At 46.5% G+C, this 15,506-nt stretch carries 16 protein-coding genes; 6 read left to right on the top strand and 10 right to left on the bottom strand.

The features are described 5' to 3' along the window. Positions 1 to 27: 27 nt before the first annotated feature. The 4 genes from Q8K48_03935 to Q8K48_03920 form a co-directional block, all read right to left on the bottom strand. Positions 28 to 657, bottom strand: a complete 630-nt coding sequence (locus tag Q8K48_03935) for a hypothetical protein (protein ID MDP1851548.1) — start codon at positions 655 to 657, stop codon at positions 28 to 30. Positions 658 to 673: 16 nt separating this feature from the next. Further along, on the bottom strand, positions 674 to 1,723 hold the full coding sequence (locus Q8K48_03930) for a hypothetical protein (protein MDP1851547.1): 1,050 nt from the start codon (positions 1,721 to 1,723) through the stop codon (positions 674 to 676). 180 nt (positions 1,724 to 1,903) lie between these two features. After that, positions 1,904 to 2,029, bottom strand: coding sequence for a hypothetical protein (locus Q8K48_03925; GenBank protein MDP1851546.1), 126 nt, complete (start codon positions 2,027 to 2,029; stop codon positions 1,904 to 1,906). Between the two features lie 320 nt (positions 2,030 to 2,349). Next, on the bottom strand, positions 2,350 to 3,651 hold the full coding sequence (locus Q8K48_03920; GenBank protein ID MDP1851545.1) for a helix-turn-helix domain-containing protein: 1,302 nt from the start codon (positions 3,649 to 3,651) through the stop codon (positions 2,350 to 2,352). Between the two features lie 77 nt (positions 3,652 to 3,728). On the opposite strand from Q8K48_03920, the gene Q8K48_03915 reads away from it, so the two are divergent. Beyond that, a complete protein-coding gene (locus tag Q8K48_03915; protein MDP1851544.1) occupies positions 3,729 to 3,869 on the top strand; it encodes a hypothetical protein in 141 nt (46 codons plus the stop codon). Positions 3,870 to 3,910: 41 nt separating this feature from the next. After that, complete coding sequence (locus tag Q8K48_03910; protein ID MDP1851543.1) at positions 3,911 to 4,603, top strand: GAF domain-containing protein; 693 nt, start codon at positions 3,911 to 3,913, stop codon at positions 4,601 to 4,603. Between the two features lie 15 nt (positions 4,604 to 4,618). Here the strand turns inward: Q8K48_03910 and Q8K48_03905 are convergent, their stop codons facing one another. Continuing rightward, positions 4,619 to 5,932: an aminotransferase class I/II-fold pyridoxal phosphate-dependent enzyme gene (locus Q8K48_03905; GenBank protein MDP1851542.1), complete on the bottom strand. Its 1,314-nt coding sequence runs from the start codon at positions 5,930 to 5,932 to the stop codon at positions 4,619 to 4,621. 47 nt (positions 5,933 to 5,979) lie between these two features. Further along, complete coding sequence (locus Q8K48_03900) at positions 5,980 to 7,629, bottom strand: DUF885 domain-containing protein (protein ID MDP1851541.1); 1,650 nt, start codon at positions 7,627 to 7,629, stop codon at positions 5,980 to 5,982. A 51-nt stretch (positions 7,630 to 7,680) separates the two neighbouring features. Between Q8K48_03900 and Q8K48_03895 the strand changes: the two genes are divergently transcribed. The 4 genes from Q8K48_03895 to Q8K48_03880 are packed head-to-tail and all read left to right on the top strand — an operon-like array spanning position 7,681 to position 12,210. Next, positions 7,681 to 8,907 carry an MFS transporter gene (locus Q8K48_03895; GenBank protein MDP1851540.1) on the top strand — a complete coding sequence of 409 codons (1,227 nt, stop codon included), beginning with the start codon at positions 7,681 to 7,683 and terminating at the stop codon, positions 8,905 to 8,907. A 38-nt stretch (positions 8,908 to 8,945) separates the two neighbouring features. After that, positions 8,946 to 9,590: a hemolysin III family protein gene (locus Q8K48_03890; GenBank protein ID MDP1851539.1), complete on the top strand. Its 645-nt coding sequence runs from the start codon at positions 8,946 to 8,948 to the stop codon at positions 9,588 to 9,590. Positions 9,591 to 9,639: 49 nt separating this feature from the next. Further along, complete coding sequence (locus Q8K48_03885) at positions 9,640 to 10,434, top strand: hypothetical protein (GenBank protein ID MDP1851538.1); 795 nt, start codon at positions 9,640 to 9,642, stop codon at positions 10,432 to 10,434. Positions 10,435 to 10,440: 6 nt separating this feature from the next. Continuing rightward, positions 10,441 to 12,210, top strand: a complete 1,770-nt coding sequence (locus Q8K48_03880; GenBank protein ID MDP1851537.1) for an acyltransferase family protein — start codon at positions 10,441 to 10,443, stop codon at positions 12,208 to 12,210. A 60-nt stretch (positions 12,211 to 12,270) separates the two neighbouring features. Here Q8K48_03880 and Q8K48_03875 read toward each other — a convergent pair whose 3' ends face one another. The 4 genes from Q8K48_03875 to murI are packed head-to-tail and all read right to left on the bottom strand — an operon-like array spanning position 12,271 to position 15,485. Then, positions 12,271 to 13,206: a histone H1-like repetitive region-containing protein gene (locus tag Q8K48_03875; protein ID MDP1851536.1), complete on the bottom strand. Its 936-nt coding sequence runs from the start codon at positions 13,204 to 13,206 to the stop codon at positions 12,271 to 12,273. 55 nt (positions 13,207 to 13,261) lie between these two features. Further along, positions 13,262 to 13,879 carry an RdgB/HAM1 family non-canonical purine NTP pyrophosphatase gene (rdgB, locus tag Q8K48_03870; protein MDP1851535.1) on the bottom strand — a complete coding sequence of 206 codons (618 nt, stop codon included), beginning with the start codon at positions 13,877 to 13,879 and terminating at the stop codon, positions 13,262 to 13,264. Positions 13,880 to 13,916: 37 nt separating this feature from the next. After that, entirely contained in the window at positions 13,917 to 14,642 is a 726-nt protein-coding gene (rph, locus tag Q8K48_03865; protein MDP1851534.1) for a ribonuclease PH, read from the bottom strand. Between the two features lie 45 nt (positions 14,643 to 14,687). Then, positions 14,688 to 15,485 carry a glutamate racemase gene (gene murI / locus Q8K48_03860; protein ID MDP1851533.1) on the bottom strand — a complete coding sequence of 266 codons (798 nt, stop codon included), beginning with the start codon at positions 15,483 to 15,485 and terminating at the stop codon, positions 14,688 to 14,690. Between the last annotated feature and the right edge of the window lie 21 nt (positions 15,486 to 15,506).

The raw sequence follows: 15,506 nt of genomic DNA, 5'->3' as shown, positions 1-15,506 counted from the left end.
ATTAGCTCCATTTACATCTCGCCCCTGTCATTTAATCACTTTAAGTATACCTGGGGTTGTAGCTATTTTAAGCGCTTCACCAGGGGTTGGATCGAAAATTTCGATTTGATATCCAAAATTTTTAAAGGCGAGATAGACGTGCAAAGGAGAGGCTTTTAGGTAATAAACGATCGAACCATCAGGATTAGTAAAACTTACGCCATTTGTAGTTTCTCCCGCTTTTTTCATCGTTTCATAAGCCGTGGGATCTGTATATGTAGCGATAATTCGATAATTTTCCGCTGTGTCTGCTAGTCCGGTGCCACCAGGAAGATAGCGAATGAAATTTTGATCTTCCGAGACACGATTAAAGGTGTACTTAGCGCCTGCAGATGGTCCAATCCAGTAAATTGAACCCCCAGCGGCTTTTACGGCAGAGATTAACTCGGATTCAGTGAGTGCCACTTGTCCTGAGCTATTTGGATTGGCAGTTGGTGTAGGTGAAACTGAGGTTCCATCGGGTTGAACAAGGGCGAGGTTGACCGTTCTTGAGCCTGAAAAAGCCGCCAAAGTCACTGAAAAAGTTAATAGTGAGAAGAATATCGCGACTCCAGCATACTTTAAAAACTGTAATTTGCGCCTATTTTGAGCAATTCGATCTACTGGAGCTACAACCATGAACTAGTTCCTTTGTTTAAGCTTTGACTATTACGTACATTGTAGTTTTATTTGATTCCTCGTCACCTGATTCCTTTTTACAAGCGCCCCACTTCATTTCGCCGCTAGAATTATTGACACAGACAGGGAACGCTGGTCCACTAGATCCAGCAGGACCGGCAGGACCCTGAGGACCAGTATCGCCCTTATCGCCCTTATCGCCCTTATCGCCCTTTATGCCCTGTGGGCCAACGGCCCCAGTTGCACCAGTTAGGCCAATTGGACCTTGAATCCCTTGTAAACCAATTGGGCCTTGTGGGCCAGTTGCACCAGTTGCACCAGTTTCGCCTTGAATACCTTGAATACCCTGATCGCCCTTTTCGCCCTGAATACCCTGATCGCCCTTTTCGCCCTTTTCGCCCTGAATACCTTGAATACCTTGAATACCTTGTTCACCTTGTGCACCTTGTGCACCAGTTTCACCCTTAGCGCCGGCAACGCCCTGCGGACCTTGTGGGCCAATTGCGCCTTGCATTCCCTGTATACCTTGAAGACCAGTTTCGCCCTTATCGCCCTTTGGACCAGTTGCTCCAGTTGCTCCAGTTGCTCCAGTTGCTCCAGTATCACCCTTTGCTCCAGTTGCTCCAGTTGCTCCAGCAGGGCCTTGTGGGCCAGCAGGGCCTTGTGGGCCACTTGCTCCAGCTTCACCGGTTGTAACAGTCGTTCCAAGCGCCTTCGCCTCTCCATTAGAGGAAATATTAATTGGGCCAGCTAACAAACCCGATGGATCGGAGTTTGAATTATTATTCTGCACTGGAGAAGGAGTTGATGTCTTAGAAACAGAGGCAGAGCCCGTCGAAGATATCTTTATAGGCCCATCTAATAAGTTCTTCGTACTTGAAGCCGCCGGAGAAACTTTAACGGTACTTGAGCCACCTAAAACTATAGGGCCATTGAGCACGTGATTTGAAGCAGATGCCGAGGTTGAAAAGGAGGCAGAAAAAAACAGAGAAATAAGCGACAAAACAACTATCTTTTTAGTGGTTCCTAAAAATTGCAAGCGCGAACGCCATAGATGTATTGACATAGCCGCCTCCTTGCTTTCGTTGCCGAGATTATCGCATAAATATATGAATTTTACCTCACGAATTCCTCACGGCAAGGTCACATTTACTACACAGTAACATCGCCCTCAAGAAAATCCTAGGTTCATCTTTTCCATCTTACCCCTTATGAGCAGGCAAAACAAGTCATAACAAAGATCGGGTTAATTCTCACCGCACGTGCACTCGGCCTTGGCTTCCGACTGTGTACCAGTATCAGAACAGCACTTGCCACCCTCGGCAGAACATCCGCACTGCTTTTCGATGAGTTCAATTGTGGCTTCGGTCATTTTCATCTCCTATGTATGTCGTTTTTCACGTTGGATTTACATCTTTCAATGCAGCAAGGTTACTCGTGATAGGCACGAGAATAGCCCGAGATTGGGCAAAGAGATACGCTTCACAAAAATCTAGAGTGCTAGCCGTCCCAGCGGGATTGAGCTCTTTGGCACTGAGTGCTCTTACCCGTAAAAAGCTGCAGAAAACAATTAACCTGCGGCCTGCTGGCGCACCGCGCTGGATGCTCTTGGGAACCCTCTGCATTTCGTGAAGCACGCCATCGATACGATTGTGCACTCGGAGATCATACTCGGCCGGCTCGATATGAATATCAGACTTTAGATCCCAAAACTGTGTTCGATTCTGCCTGGGAGGCTACTGCGGCAGCAGAGAGAGCTTGCTCGTAAGCGTTAATTGCCCGCTCCTGTAAACCCATCTCCACAAAAACCCTGGCAACTTCTCCCCAATATATGGCCACTTCCTTCGAAGGTTCCATATCAACTGCATGTTGTAGTGCGCGTTCTAATTGAATTTGCGACTCTTCAACCATGCCTAACTTAAAGAGGACCTTCGCCTCAAGGCAGAGCAACCTAGCCCTTGGACCAGGAACATCTTCTGGTAACTCAGTTAAGCCTTTTCGAACAAACATCAAGGCAGTGGAGGGATTGCCTCGGAGTAGTTCAACCTCAGAAAGAGTGAGACAGGCATAGGCTGCAGGGACAGGATTGTTCTGTGCGGCTAAATCAAGGTAGGCAGCTTCGGCGAGATTGTGAACCCGAACCAAATCCGGATTAGGCAGTTCTAGTAAAATCCTTGCAGCGTTATTATTCAATACGGGCACAACATTATTGAGTTCGGCCAACTTGGACCAATGCAACGCATTTGTGATGTGGTTAAGGGAAAGAGCGAGGTCGCCACGGCTCTCGGCCAGCATGGATGCTTGCCACTGTGACTGAACCATCGCTTTCGGAGATTTACACGCCTCGGCCAGCTCCAATGCGCGTGCAACTAATTCGGATGCTCGCTGAGTGTCTCCGCGGTGAAAATGACACCTTGCTACAAGGCAGAGCAGCTCAACGACCTCTGTTTCAGGCCAGGCGGTTGCAAACTCCCGTAACATTTCCTCACCTCTCTGGGCCCCCATCCCGAAATTCCCAGATCGAAAACAGACTCTGACAATTTCATTTCCGATACGGACGCGGAGATCCGGCGCCGCTTTGGGATGATCATCAAAGAGGCGTTCAAGTTCATCCAGAACGCCTTCAACTTCACCTTGCCGAACCCGTACCTGGAGGAGCACCACCGAGGCAGTCAGTCTGGCGCCATTATCGTCTCTACTCGATTCAATAATTAGTCTGGCGTAATTTTCGGCATCATCTAGATTGCCAGAACTCAGGGCTACTTGAGCCACATTTAAGCTCCAGTCAACCTCTTGATCTGCCTGATCAATGATTAACTCCGCGACCGAGACACCCAACCGAGAAGCAAGCTGGCCGACCAATTCCTGCTTTGGCTTTCTCTTTCCAGCTTCCAAGAGTGAAATATAACTGGCCGCCGAAATACCATCGGCTAACTCGGCCTGGGTTAGACCAGCCACCCCGCGCAGATTTCTTAACCTAGTGCCAAAATCCATTGGGCTTCCTTTTCTCTTTGTTTTGGTATATCTTACAATCAATCTTTACAAATTGTGAAGTCTATTAGGGAGATATTGTGAAGAAGATAATTGCCGTAATCCTGACCGTTTCGTTCTTGGCCGTAATGCCTGCACAGGCAGCTAGCCCAGATCGCAAAGTTGTGACAACTCAATCCGTTGGTGGCGGAATTTGGTGCTGCGACGCTATTCCGGCCTGAGCATTTCATTGCAGAACCTATTTTTGAAGGGAAGGCTCTACATGTTGATAGGTGGTTCGTTCATTGGGCAAGAAACATTTGTCGCGCGCAGCAAAGGTTTCTTGCCTGCAAATTCACCCACGCCTTGGTTCTTAACTAAAGGTCTCATAACAACTTCTAATTCAATGTTGCCCCACTTTTGGTCAGTTGGCGCAGTTTTAGTTAGGAAGGCAGAAAAACTCTTGATTAAGGCTCTTTCAAAATTACTCGTCAGATTGGGACTCACTTCAGACGAAAGATATTTGCTGCAAGTTGACATTGAGGCACTCGCCAATCTGATACGAGTTCGCTATGGTGCTATCGGGATTCTCAATGAATCAGATGAATCAGGAAAAACGTTCAAGTATTTCATCCACACTGGCATCACTCCGGAAATAGTTAAATCAATCGGGATACTGCCAATGGGACGGGGTCTGCTCGGAGCAGTGATTCTTGAGAATGCCGGCATACGCATTGAAGATATGTCTAAAGATCCACGGAGTACTGGATTCCCGCCCGGCTACCCTCCCATGAAATCACTGCTCGCTGTGCCAATTTTCTATGAGGGTCATATGTATGGACGCATTTACTTAAGTGAAAAATTAAATGGCCTGCCTTTTAACGAGGATGATGAGGTGCTGGTTCAGAATTTTTCCAATTCGTTAGCGAAAACTTTGGATGAAAGCATTAGATCAAGATTAAGCGCTCATGTGTAGTCGGTCCCTTACTCATTAAGCTGCGGCAAAGCCCAGTTTAATATCGTTTTTAATATCTTCAATGTTCTCTAGTCCAATACTCACACGCACCATACCTGGCGTGATTCCCGCCTTAATCTGTTCATCTGGGCTTAACTGCGAATGCGTCGTTGATGCTGGATGAATAATGAGTGAGCGAACATCACCGATATTGGCAACGTGGCTAAAGAGCTTTAAACTTTCAACAAATTTCCGACCCGAGGGTGCACCGCCTTTTAACTCAAAAGAAAAGACTGCGCCAGCACCTTTAGGAGCATATTTTTTCGCAAGGGTGTGCCAGGCAGATGAAGTAAGTCCTGCATAACTCACGTGTGCGACTTGGGGTTGTTTTTCTAACCATTGGGCTAATTCCAGTGCGTTGCGCAGGTGGCGATCCATGCGCAAATTAAGCGTCTCTAAGCCATGTGCCAATAGCCAGGCATTAAATGGTGAGACCGATGCACCAATATCGCGAAGCAGTTGCAAACGGGCTTTGACGATAAAGGCAATGTTTGCACCAAATGTGCCGTTAACGCCGAGAGTTTGCGCGTAAATCAAGTTGTTGTAACTTGCATCGGGTTGATTAAAGCCGGGGAATTTTTCTGGATCCTTAGCGAAATCAAAGTTTCCTGAATCAACAATCGCACCAACCATTGCATTGCCGTGGCCAGATAAAAACTTTGTTGCAGAGTGTGTGACGATATCGGCGCCGTATTCAATTGGCTTAGTTACATATGGAGTTGCAATCGTGTTATCAACTATCCAAGGAACGCCTACCTCGTGAGCAATTTTACCGATCGCTTCAATATCTAATATGGAGCCAAGCGGGTTTGAGATTCCTTCACCAAAAAACGCCTTTGTATTTGGTTTAACGGCCTGACGCCAAGCATCCATATTTCCAATGTCGTTGATGAAAGTGGTTTCGATACCGTATTTAGGAAGCGTGTAATTAAATAGATTAAATGTGCCTCCATATACATTAGAGCTAGATACAACGTGATCGCCAGCTTGGGCAACGTTCATAATCGCAAATGCTGTTGCGGCCATTCCAGATGCAACTAATAATGAAGCGACACCACCTTCGAGGGCCGCTATGCGCTGTTCAACAGCATCTTGAGTTGGATTGTTAATGCGTGTGTAAACATTCCCAGCCTCGGCAATGCCAAAAAGATTTGCTGCATGTTGTGTATCGCGAAACTGATAGGCCGTCGTTTGGTAAATTGGAAGCGAGCGCGAACCTGTTGTCGGATCTGGCGTTTGACCAGCATGAATTTGCAGGGTCTCAAAGGCCCAATCATTTGCGTTGCTCATGGGCATCACTCTTTCTCAGCTTAGTTAGTAGTACAAGGGGTCTAACTTTAGTTTCCGTCCCAATTAGCCATCTCGGCAGCAAATGGATCTAATCCCATAGGACCAATCTTCAATGCATATGTATGGAATTTTTTCATATTGAAGTTAGCACCAAGGCGGAGCTTTGCATCTTCGCGAGCGGCCATCCAGACGCGTTCTCCAACTTTGTATGAAATCGCTTGTCCTGGCCACCCGAGATAACGATCGGTCTCACTTCGAGAATGGTCCTCATCGAGTAAAGCCTGTTCGTTAAGGAGTTTTCGTGAGGATTCGGCGTTCCAGATATTGCCATCAAAATCGGTATAACCAAGGTGCATGCCAATGTCGACGACGATCCGTGCGGCGCGTAAAGCCTGTGCAGATAAATAACCCATTTCAATTCCCGGTTCATCAAATGCACCGAGTTCATTCATGAAACGTTCGGCATACAAAGCCCAACCTTCGCCATAACCACTAATCCATGCCGCGGTGCGTTGGAATCGCGTAAGGCGATCTTTTTCGATTGTCACTGTTGCAACTTGTAAGTGATGTCCAGGTACAGCTTCGTGATACCACGTTGACACTAAGTGCCAGTTACTCACGTGATCTTTGCCAAGCATTGGGATCCACGTAGTACCGGGGCGCGACAAATCCTCCGATGGAGGGTTGTAGTAAGGCGCTGATGCGCTGCCTTCTGGGGCTAATCTGGCTTCGCAAATCTTTATGCGCTCATCGATTTCAAAGAACTCGCCATCCATGCGAGCTATAGCTGCATCAGTAAAATCCTGCAGGTACTTAATAACGTTTTCTTTGCCTTTAATGACGTATTTTGGATCGTGGTCTAAAACATCGGCAACCTCGCGCAACGTTTTTGCACCAGGCTTAATCTGCTCGGCCAGAACCCACATGCGATCGTTAATCGCCTTTAAATCTGCAACTCCCCACTCATATGTAGCTCGCAAATCTAATTGGGCGCCAGTGAAAAAGCGTGCCCAAACCGAGTAACGCTCGGCACCGACGGCATCCTCTGGATTTGCAATTTTCATGTACTCAGTTTTCAAATACTTCGCAGTCTGCGCCGATGATTCCTCCGCCGATTTAGCTGCGACAAGTAAGTCTGGGTATTTATTGTCAGGATCAATTTTTGTACACATCTGGCTATAGCCACCATTGGCATAGCTTTCCAACTGTTCGATGACGCCCCGCACTTGGCGTTGAGCTGTAGTTTTACCGGCTTTTGCAACAGCAGCAATAGTTTCAATCCATTGTGCATGTGCAGTTTCAACTGCACGCAAACGGCTAGCGATATTTTCAAAATCCTTCGCGTTATTTTTTGGCATTAACTCAAAGATTGAGCGAATATTGGATGGTGGCGAAGTCAGAACATTCCAAAGTACAAATCCCTCTTGGCTATCATGCAGGGCGAGTTGAGATTCCAAACGTTCAGTCATCACCGTTTTAGCGATGCGATCAATTTCATCGATTGGTTGCATCGCCGCCAATTTTTTAAGCGTTTGTCGAGTTAAATTCGCGATGGCTTCGGCACCTGCGATTGAGAAATCATCTAGTTTGTCTTGATTCACACCATTACCTAAATAAGTGCAATCCATTGGACTCAGGGCCGCAGCCTCATCAATGAAAACATCACTAATTTCGAAAATCTCTGATCGATATGTCATTGGATATTCATATCAGTCTCTTTTGCCTTTGTCGATAGATATGCTTTCGGAGTGATTACATCCCAACTGCGAAATCTCAGTATGCACCGCGGTTTTGTGCAGCTATTGTCGGCACGTTTCATTTCAAACATTGGCAATGGGCTCTCTCCGATTGCACTGGCCTATGGCGTGTTAAGTCTGGATGGGGCCACTGGAAAAGATTTGAGTTTAGTTATGTCTGCTCGGATTTTTCCAATGATTGCGCTGATGCTATTTGGTGGCGTTATCGGAGATCGCTTTAAGCGAAATCGCATCGTTGGTGGAGCAGATATTCTCGGAAGTATTTCCGTGGCAATAAGTGCGGCATCTTTTATTTTCGGTTTTGCCTCAGTATCCCTGCTTGTATTTATGGGTTTTTTATTTGGAATTCTTAATGCACTGTGGTGGCCGGCAATGACTGGAGTCCTTCCAGCGATTGTGCCTAAGGAAAAACTAAAAGATGGCAACGCTCTTGTAGGTTTATTAGGGAATTTTGGATATGTAGTTGGAGCCCTTCTAGGTGGCACTATTGTCACCCTCTTTGGTTCAGGTCCGGCTCTGTTGGTCGATGCAGTTTCATTTCTAGTTGCTGGCATATTAATTTGGCGACTTAATGTTCCGCCGATGGGGAAACGTGTACGGACTTCAGTATTCACCGAACTTAAAGATGGTTGGTTTGAATTCAAATCTCGCCCTTGGGTAGTTGCAACGGTTATTGCATTCACCGGAATCAATGCATGTTTTGAAGCGTTGCTTCAAGTTCTTGGACCGCTTGCATTCAACGAAAATGCAAATGGCCCCCGTAACTGGTCTTTTAACTTAGCGAGTTTAACTGTGGGAATGATTTGTGGCGGAGTTATTGCTTTAAAGATTCACTTCAGTAGACCTCTGTTTTTTGCGATGATCGTGATTGCTCTCGCATCTGCATGGGATTTTTCTTTGGCTTTGAAGAGTCCACTCCCATTTACTCTATGCGGAGCTTTTGTTGCAGGAATCGCTATAGAAATCTTTATGGTCAACTGGAGCACAGCTTTGCAATCTCATATCCCTGAAGAGTCTTTCTCCCGCGTTAGCGCCTATGACGCATTTGGTTCTTTCGCACTCGCCCCTCTTGGAATCGTGGTTGCTGGTCCTCTGGCAATGTATTACGGCGTACACACAGTTCTTTGGTTTACTGGCACTATCACTTTGATGTCTGCATTGCTAGCTCTGTTAGTCAAATCCGTTCGGGATCTCAAAGCGGTTGTGCCGTCAGATTAACTAGTTACGAACTAGGAAAATGGCCGTACTCTTAATCCATGGATCAGCAACCTATAGCGCCACCGAAACTTCGAGGTTGGTTTCATCTGGGCGCAACTCCAGTTGTAATCATCGCATCTTTAGTTTTATTTATATTAAGCAAGGAATCTTTTAAATTTGCCGTTGCAATTTATTCAATTACCGCAATTTTACTTTTTAGTGTTTCAGCTATTTATCACCGAGTCCCCTGGTCTCCTTCAAAGAAAAAGATTTGGCGCAGATTTGATCATGCCAATATCAACTTACTTATAGCTGGCTCGTGTACGCCTTTTGCAGTCACACTTCTTGAAGGGCGAGATCGCACCATTCTTCTATCGGTTGTTTGGATAGGAGCAGCGCTCGGAGTCGGAATGCGTATTTTTTGGCTTGGCGCTCCCCGCTGGCTATACGTTGCTAGCTACCTTCTTCTAGGGTGGGCCGCAGTTGTATATATGCCACAGCTCTATCGTGCCGGTGGCCTTTGGGTATTGCTTCCCATCGTTATCGGAGGTCTTTTTTATTCGGTGGGGGCGATTTTTTACGCGCTTAAACGCCCTGGACGTGAAGCAAAGTACTTTGGTTTCCATGAGCTCTTCCACATATTCGTACTTGCCGCTTGGATTTCGCAGTACATAGCGATTTCAGTAGCGATTTACAGTAAGTAAGGCCTTGCTCTAACCTAAGGCTCTATTCACACGAACTGCGGGGTACAAGGTGGCCGAGAAAAGTTCATTTTTAAACTGGGTTGGATTTAAAGGTGAAGAGCCGAACCAGCCATCCTCAGTAGATCGAATTCGTGAACTCGAAGCACAGTTGGCCGATCTTCGATCACGCCGTGACATTAATGCTTTGACTAAAGAAGAGTTTGAAATTCTTGCCACGGAAACTGCAATGGCAATGATTAAGTCGGCTCAAGCGCGTGAAAGTAAGGCGCAATCAACTGCATCTCGCCTAGTATCTGAAACTACTCGCATTACTAAAGAGGAGCTTGAGGCAGCTGATACCAAAGCCCGTGCAATTCTAAGTGGTGCAGAATCCCGTGGACGAAAATACATCTCTGCCGCCGAAGAGGAGGCGGGGCAGATGCTCGCGCAGGCCGAGGCCGAGGCTTCAGCCCTGTTAGAGAGTAAAAAGCGCGAAGTCGCTGCCCTTACTTCTTCAGCACGCCGCGAGGGTGAGCGGATCATCGGTGATGCAACACATGAGGTCTCTAATTACCGCCAATGGTTAATCGGTGTAATGGCCGAGGCCGAGCGTCTTTACAAAGTTCAAACCGCTTCATTAGATGCAGCCCAAGGTGCGATTCATCAATCCCGTGCCAGACTTGAAACTGCTTTTGAGCGTTTAGCAGATCTCCATAAAAGTGTGATGGAAAATCTCAATCCAGATAACACGATTATTAACTCAGGTCCAATAAAGGTTACTAGTGAACGCACGAAGACCGCGATCGCGGCTCCAAAGAAAACTGCTAAGAAATCAGTTGCTAAGAAATCTGCCGCACGTAAGTAGTTAGCCATGGCAACGCTTCGCGGTATCCGATACATCCCTGCCATTGATGGTTTGCGCGCTATAGCTGTTATAGCGGTTATGTTGTATCACTTAGGTTTTACGTGGATTCCAGGTGGCTTCTTAGGTGTAGATCTATTCTTCGTAATCTCAGGCTATGTCATCACACGTCTTCTTCTCGATTCGATTGCACGAAGTGGTGGTTTAGATTTGCGCGCTTTTTATAAGGCCCGTGTGCGTCGACTACTACCGCCGCTAGCTTTTATGATGATTACGACCGCGATTTTTATTGGCCTTTGGGCACCTGAAACTGCTCGCCGCTTTGTCAGTGATTCTCCCTTTGCTTTTATAGGAGCGATGAATTGGTGGTTAGTTTTTCGCCATACAGATTACTTCGATTCAATTGCGCGACCGCCACTTTTACAACATACCTGGTCACTTGGCGTTGAAGCCCAGTTCTATCTTATGTGGCCCTTGATTTTACTTCTTGTTCTGCGCTATTTAGGCAAGAACAAGATTCCTGGAGCAGCGCTGATAATCGCTACCGTCTCCGGAATTGCATTATTAGTTGTTTCATACCAAGTAGATGCCGCCAATGCTTCACAAATAAGCCATGTTTATTTTGGTACTGATACTCACAGTATTGGTTTATTTCTTGGTGCCGCTTTAGCGGTGAGTTGGATTCCGCAAAATTTAAAAGCAGATGTCGACAAGCATGCACAGGATTTCATAGATGGAATTGGAGTTTTTGGTTTCGTCGGAATAATTGCAACTTTTCTTTTTATTGATGAGACCGACCCAACGCTTTATAAATTAGCATTTCCTCTTGCAGGTTTATTTGGTTGCGCAATTATTACGTCGATTGTTCACCCGGCCTCACGATTTGCACCAATTTTGAGTAGCAGAGTTGCCGTCTGGATAGGTGAACGTTCGTACTCGATTTACTTGTGGCATTGGGTCGTATTCCAAGTGACTAGACCGGCCGTTGATATTGAAGGTTCGGCTTGGGCTCTGACTGCTCTACGAGTTCTTATTGTCTTTGCCTTGGCCGATATTTCTTTACGACTTGTTGAACTTCCAATCAGAAGTGGTTTAGTTGAGTACTGGTTTAAAGGAATGAAATACCGAACTAAGAGAGTGCAACTTCGGCAGAAATCATTAGTCGCGCTTTCATTAGTAACACTTGTAACTTTAATTTCTGTAGTAACCGTGAATGCAATTCAGAGTACGGATCGAGTTATGGTCCAAGTTAAAACGGATCTCACAGGTTTACCTGATGCATCGAATATGCCTGATGCATCGAATCAAGAAACTGGTGCTAGCAACACCACCGGCTTATGGGTTACTGGCGATTCTGTGATACTCGGAATTCGCTTTGAACTCGAAACCCGAGCTCATATTTCACTCATTAATGCCAGAGTTGGACGACAGGCCACAGAACTCACTGAAGTAATGGCCCATGACAAATTACGAATGTTGGATTCAACAGTTGTCTTCAATTTGGGAAATAACAATAAATTAACCCAAGCCCAAGTTGCCGAAATTTTTGAAGAGGTTAAAGATCAGCCTAAAATAATAGTAGTTAACACGGCAGTTCCACGTAGTTGGCGTGATGAGAATAATCTTCTGATAGCCCAGTTCGCCGAAAAATATGGAGCGCTGCTGGTTGACTGGAATGTAATTTCACAAGGACACCCTGAATATTTTGCGCCCGATGGTGTGCATCTGGTTCAATCAGGAGTTCGCGCTTATGTCGATGCAATAGCGGCGCAACTCTAAAACAAAAGTGAAAAAATAATCCCCAACGTGCAAGACGTTGAGGATTATTTAACTAAACTCTTACTTAAACTCCCCCGGAATTCCAAAGATTGCAGAAGAAGCAATCTGTCCATCCGAGTACACAGATGAGACACGGAACTGTGTCCATCCAGTATCTGAACTCTTAGTAACATTTTGTGTTAGTTGATCCATTGGAACGGTTGCAATTATCATCCAGTCACCAGCACCGTTTGGTCGCACCTCAACGTTGTAGCCAGTTAAGCCATCTACTGCCGATGGTGCAACCCATCGTAGTTTTAATCCATCGCTACTTTTTAGTGCCACGAACTTCGATGGTGCCTCAACTGCAACAACTGGCACCGCGGATTCAGTTGGCTCTGCAGTTGCCGATTCAGTTGGCTCTGCAGACTCAGTAATTGATGGGGAAGGTTTTGCTGCTCCATCTCGATCGGTTCCAGATTTTGACCATACGATTGCAGCGAGAATGACGATTCCTGCAATAACGAGGAAAGCTACTCGACTTGAAGTTGTTTGCTTAGGAGTTGCAACCGGCTTTTGCAATACTGGGCTTTGCACTACTGGCTTCTGCACTACTGGGCTTTGCACTACTGGGCTTGTCTCAACAGGAGTTGGTTTCGGTGGCATTGGTGTAGTTGAAACGCTCACACGTTGAGTTACTGGATTCGCCGCATTCTTTGTGCCTTCACGTTTGGCAGGCGTTTTCTTCGCTACACGCTTCTTCGCGACGGACTTCTTCGCTACACGCTTCTTCGCGACGGACTTCTTTGCTACCGACTTCTTTGCTACGGACTTCTTCGCGACGGACTTCTTTGCTACGGACTTTTTCGCTACACGCTTGGCAGGAGCTTTTTTAGCAAGCTTTTTCTTAGCAACTGATTTTTTGGCAACGCTCTTCTTGGCAGTTTTTTTAACTACTCGTTTAGCGGCTGCCTTCTTAGCAACTTTCTTCGCTGCACTCTTCTTTTTTACGGCCACGATAACTCCTTGGATAGCGATGCGCTCGCAAATAACGCGCGCCTATGAGGCAAGGCTACCTCAGCCCACCGAGCATTTCTATTACATGCGGAGCAATTGCGCGGAGTGATTTTCCTCGGTGGCTAACCACATCCTTTTCCTCGGCGCTCAACTGTGCCGACGAGATTGACATACCAAGGGGCTGAAAAATTGGGTCGTAGCCAAAACCTTGATCTCCAATGGCGCGATGCAGGATTGTTCCATCAAAACGCCCTTCTGCTACCTTTTCACGACCATCGGGCATGACAAGGGCGGCACTACAAATAAAGTGAGCACCCCGGTTTTCATCTCCAACCCCTTTTAACTCCTCTAAAACTTTCTCACAGTTTGCCTCATCGTTTCCATGTTGACCGGCCCATCGTGCGGAAAAGATTCCAGGCCAACCCCCGAGTGCATCAATACATAGTCCTGAGTCATCGGAAATAGCTGGAAGGCCAGTCATCGTGGCTGTGTACCTCGCCTTTAAGAGTGCATTCTCTTCAAAAGTTGAGCCAACCTCTTCCACATCGACTAAATCTGGAAATTGATCAATCCCAATCAACTCAATTGCGCCTACTGAAATCGAATCGAGAATGCGACGGAACTCAACAATCTTTCCAGTATTGCGGGTAGCTATGACAAGTTTTTTAGACACTTTTTCAAACTCTCTTCATCGTTGAGTCGACAACCAACTACTGAGAGAGCGCTGCTTTTTGGAGTTCGCTTAACTCTTTACATCCATTGACCGCAAGATCTAGGAGTTGATTGAGTAGCTCGCGATCGAAGGGCTCCCCCTCGGCAGTTCCTTGAACTTCTATAAAGCGACCATCACCGGCAACAACGACATTCATGTCTGTTCCAGCACGAACATCCTCTTCATAGCAAAGATCTAGCATCGGAACACCATCGATTATTCCAACGCTCACCGCTGCAACTGAATCGCTCATTGGATTAGCCGTGGTCTTGATGTGACCTTGGCTTTTAGCCCAAGTGATTGCATCTGCTAATGCAACGTATGCACCAGTTATTGCTGCAGTACGCGTTCCGCCGTCGGCTTGAAGTACATCGCAATCAATTACTATTGTGTTTTCACCAAGCTCCTTTGTATTAACGACTGCGCGTAATGAGCGACCGACTAAACGAGAAATCTCCTGAGTTCGCCCACCAAGTTTTCCCTTTACGCTTTCGCGATCAGAGCGAGTATGTGTTGCACGTGGCAGCATTGCATACTCTGACGTAACCCATCCAGTTCCACTGTCCTTTAACCAACGTGGCACTCCAGGAGAAAAAGAAGCAACACACAAAACTCGAGTCTTACCGAACTCAACTAGTACTGAGCCTTCGGCATGGTCCAACCAACCACGTGTAAATTTAATTTCACGCAAAGCGCTAACTTCTCTTCCATCATTTCTTGCCATGTAGTGCTCCTATTGCTTTGTTAAGTTGAACGCAGGTGTGACTGGCTAAAGCTCTTGATGTTCTACTTTTGTTACTTCAGGGCCGAGAAAACGACGAGCTAAACTCTCAAATGCATCCGCATCGCCAGTTGCCAAGAATCTATGTGTCGGTAGCTCATCTTGCTGGATACGCAAAAGGTTTTTTTCTACCAGAGTTCTGTACAAATCCTTAGCCGTTTCTTCGGCGCTGGAAACAAGTGTGACGCTATCACCCATGACGTATGAAATTACGCCAGTTAAAAGTGGGTAGTGCGTGCACCCTAAGACCAAAGTATCGATTTTTGCATCGATGAAAGGTGCTAAATACTCTCGGGCAATTTCAGTAATCGCATCTCCCGAAGTCTCGCCTCGCTCTACATATTCGACAAATAGCGGGCAAGAAATCGACGTAATATCCAACTGAGGCGCTGCAGCGAAGGCATCTAAATACGCCGCTGAGTCGATAGTTGCGCGAGTACCAATTACACCAATTTTTCCAGTCCGAGTTGCAGAGACCGCTCGACGAGCAGCTGGTTGGATTACTTCAATAACAGGAATTGAGTAGCGTTCGCGTGCATCGCGAAGCATCGCAGCACTCGCCGTATTGCAGGCAATGACAATGGCTTTTACGCCTTGCTCGACTAGAAAATCTAAGCTCTCAAGTGCAAACTCACGCACTTCAGCCAGTGGTCGAGGTCCATACGGGCCGCGGGCCGTATCACCTATATATAGTGTGGATTCATTTGGGAGTTGATCTAAGATCGACCTAGCAACCGTAAGTCCGCCTACTCCAGAATCAAAGATTCCAATTGGCGCGTTGCTCATATCGTAAATCCTACCGCGCGG

Source organism: Candidatus Planktophila sp., from assembly GCA_030681675.1.
Taxonomy (GTDB): Bacteria; Actinomycetota; Actinomycetes; order Nanopelagicales; family Nanopelagicaceae; genus Planktophila.
This window is presented reverse-complemented; position numbering and strand designations above follow the sequence as displayed.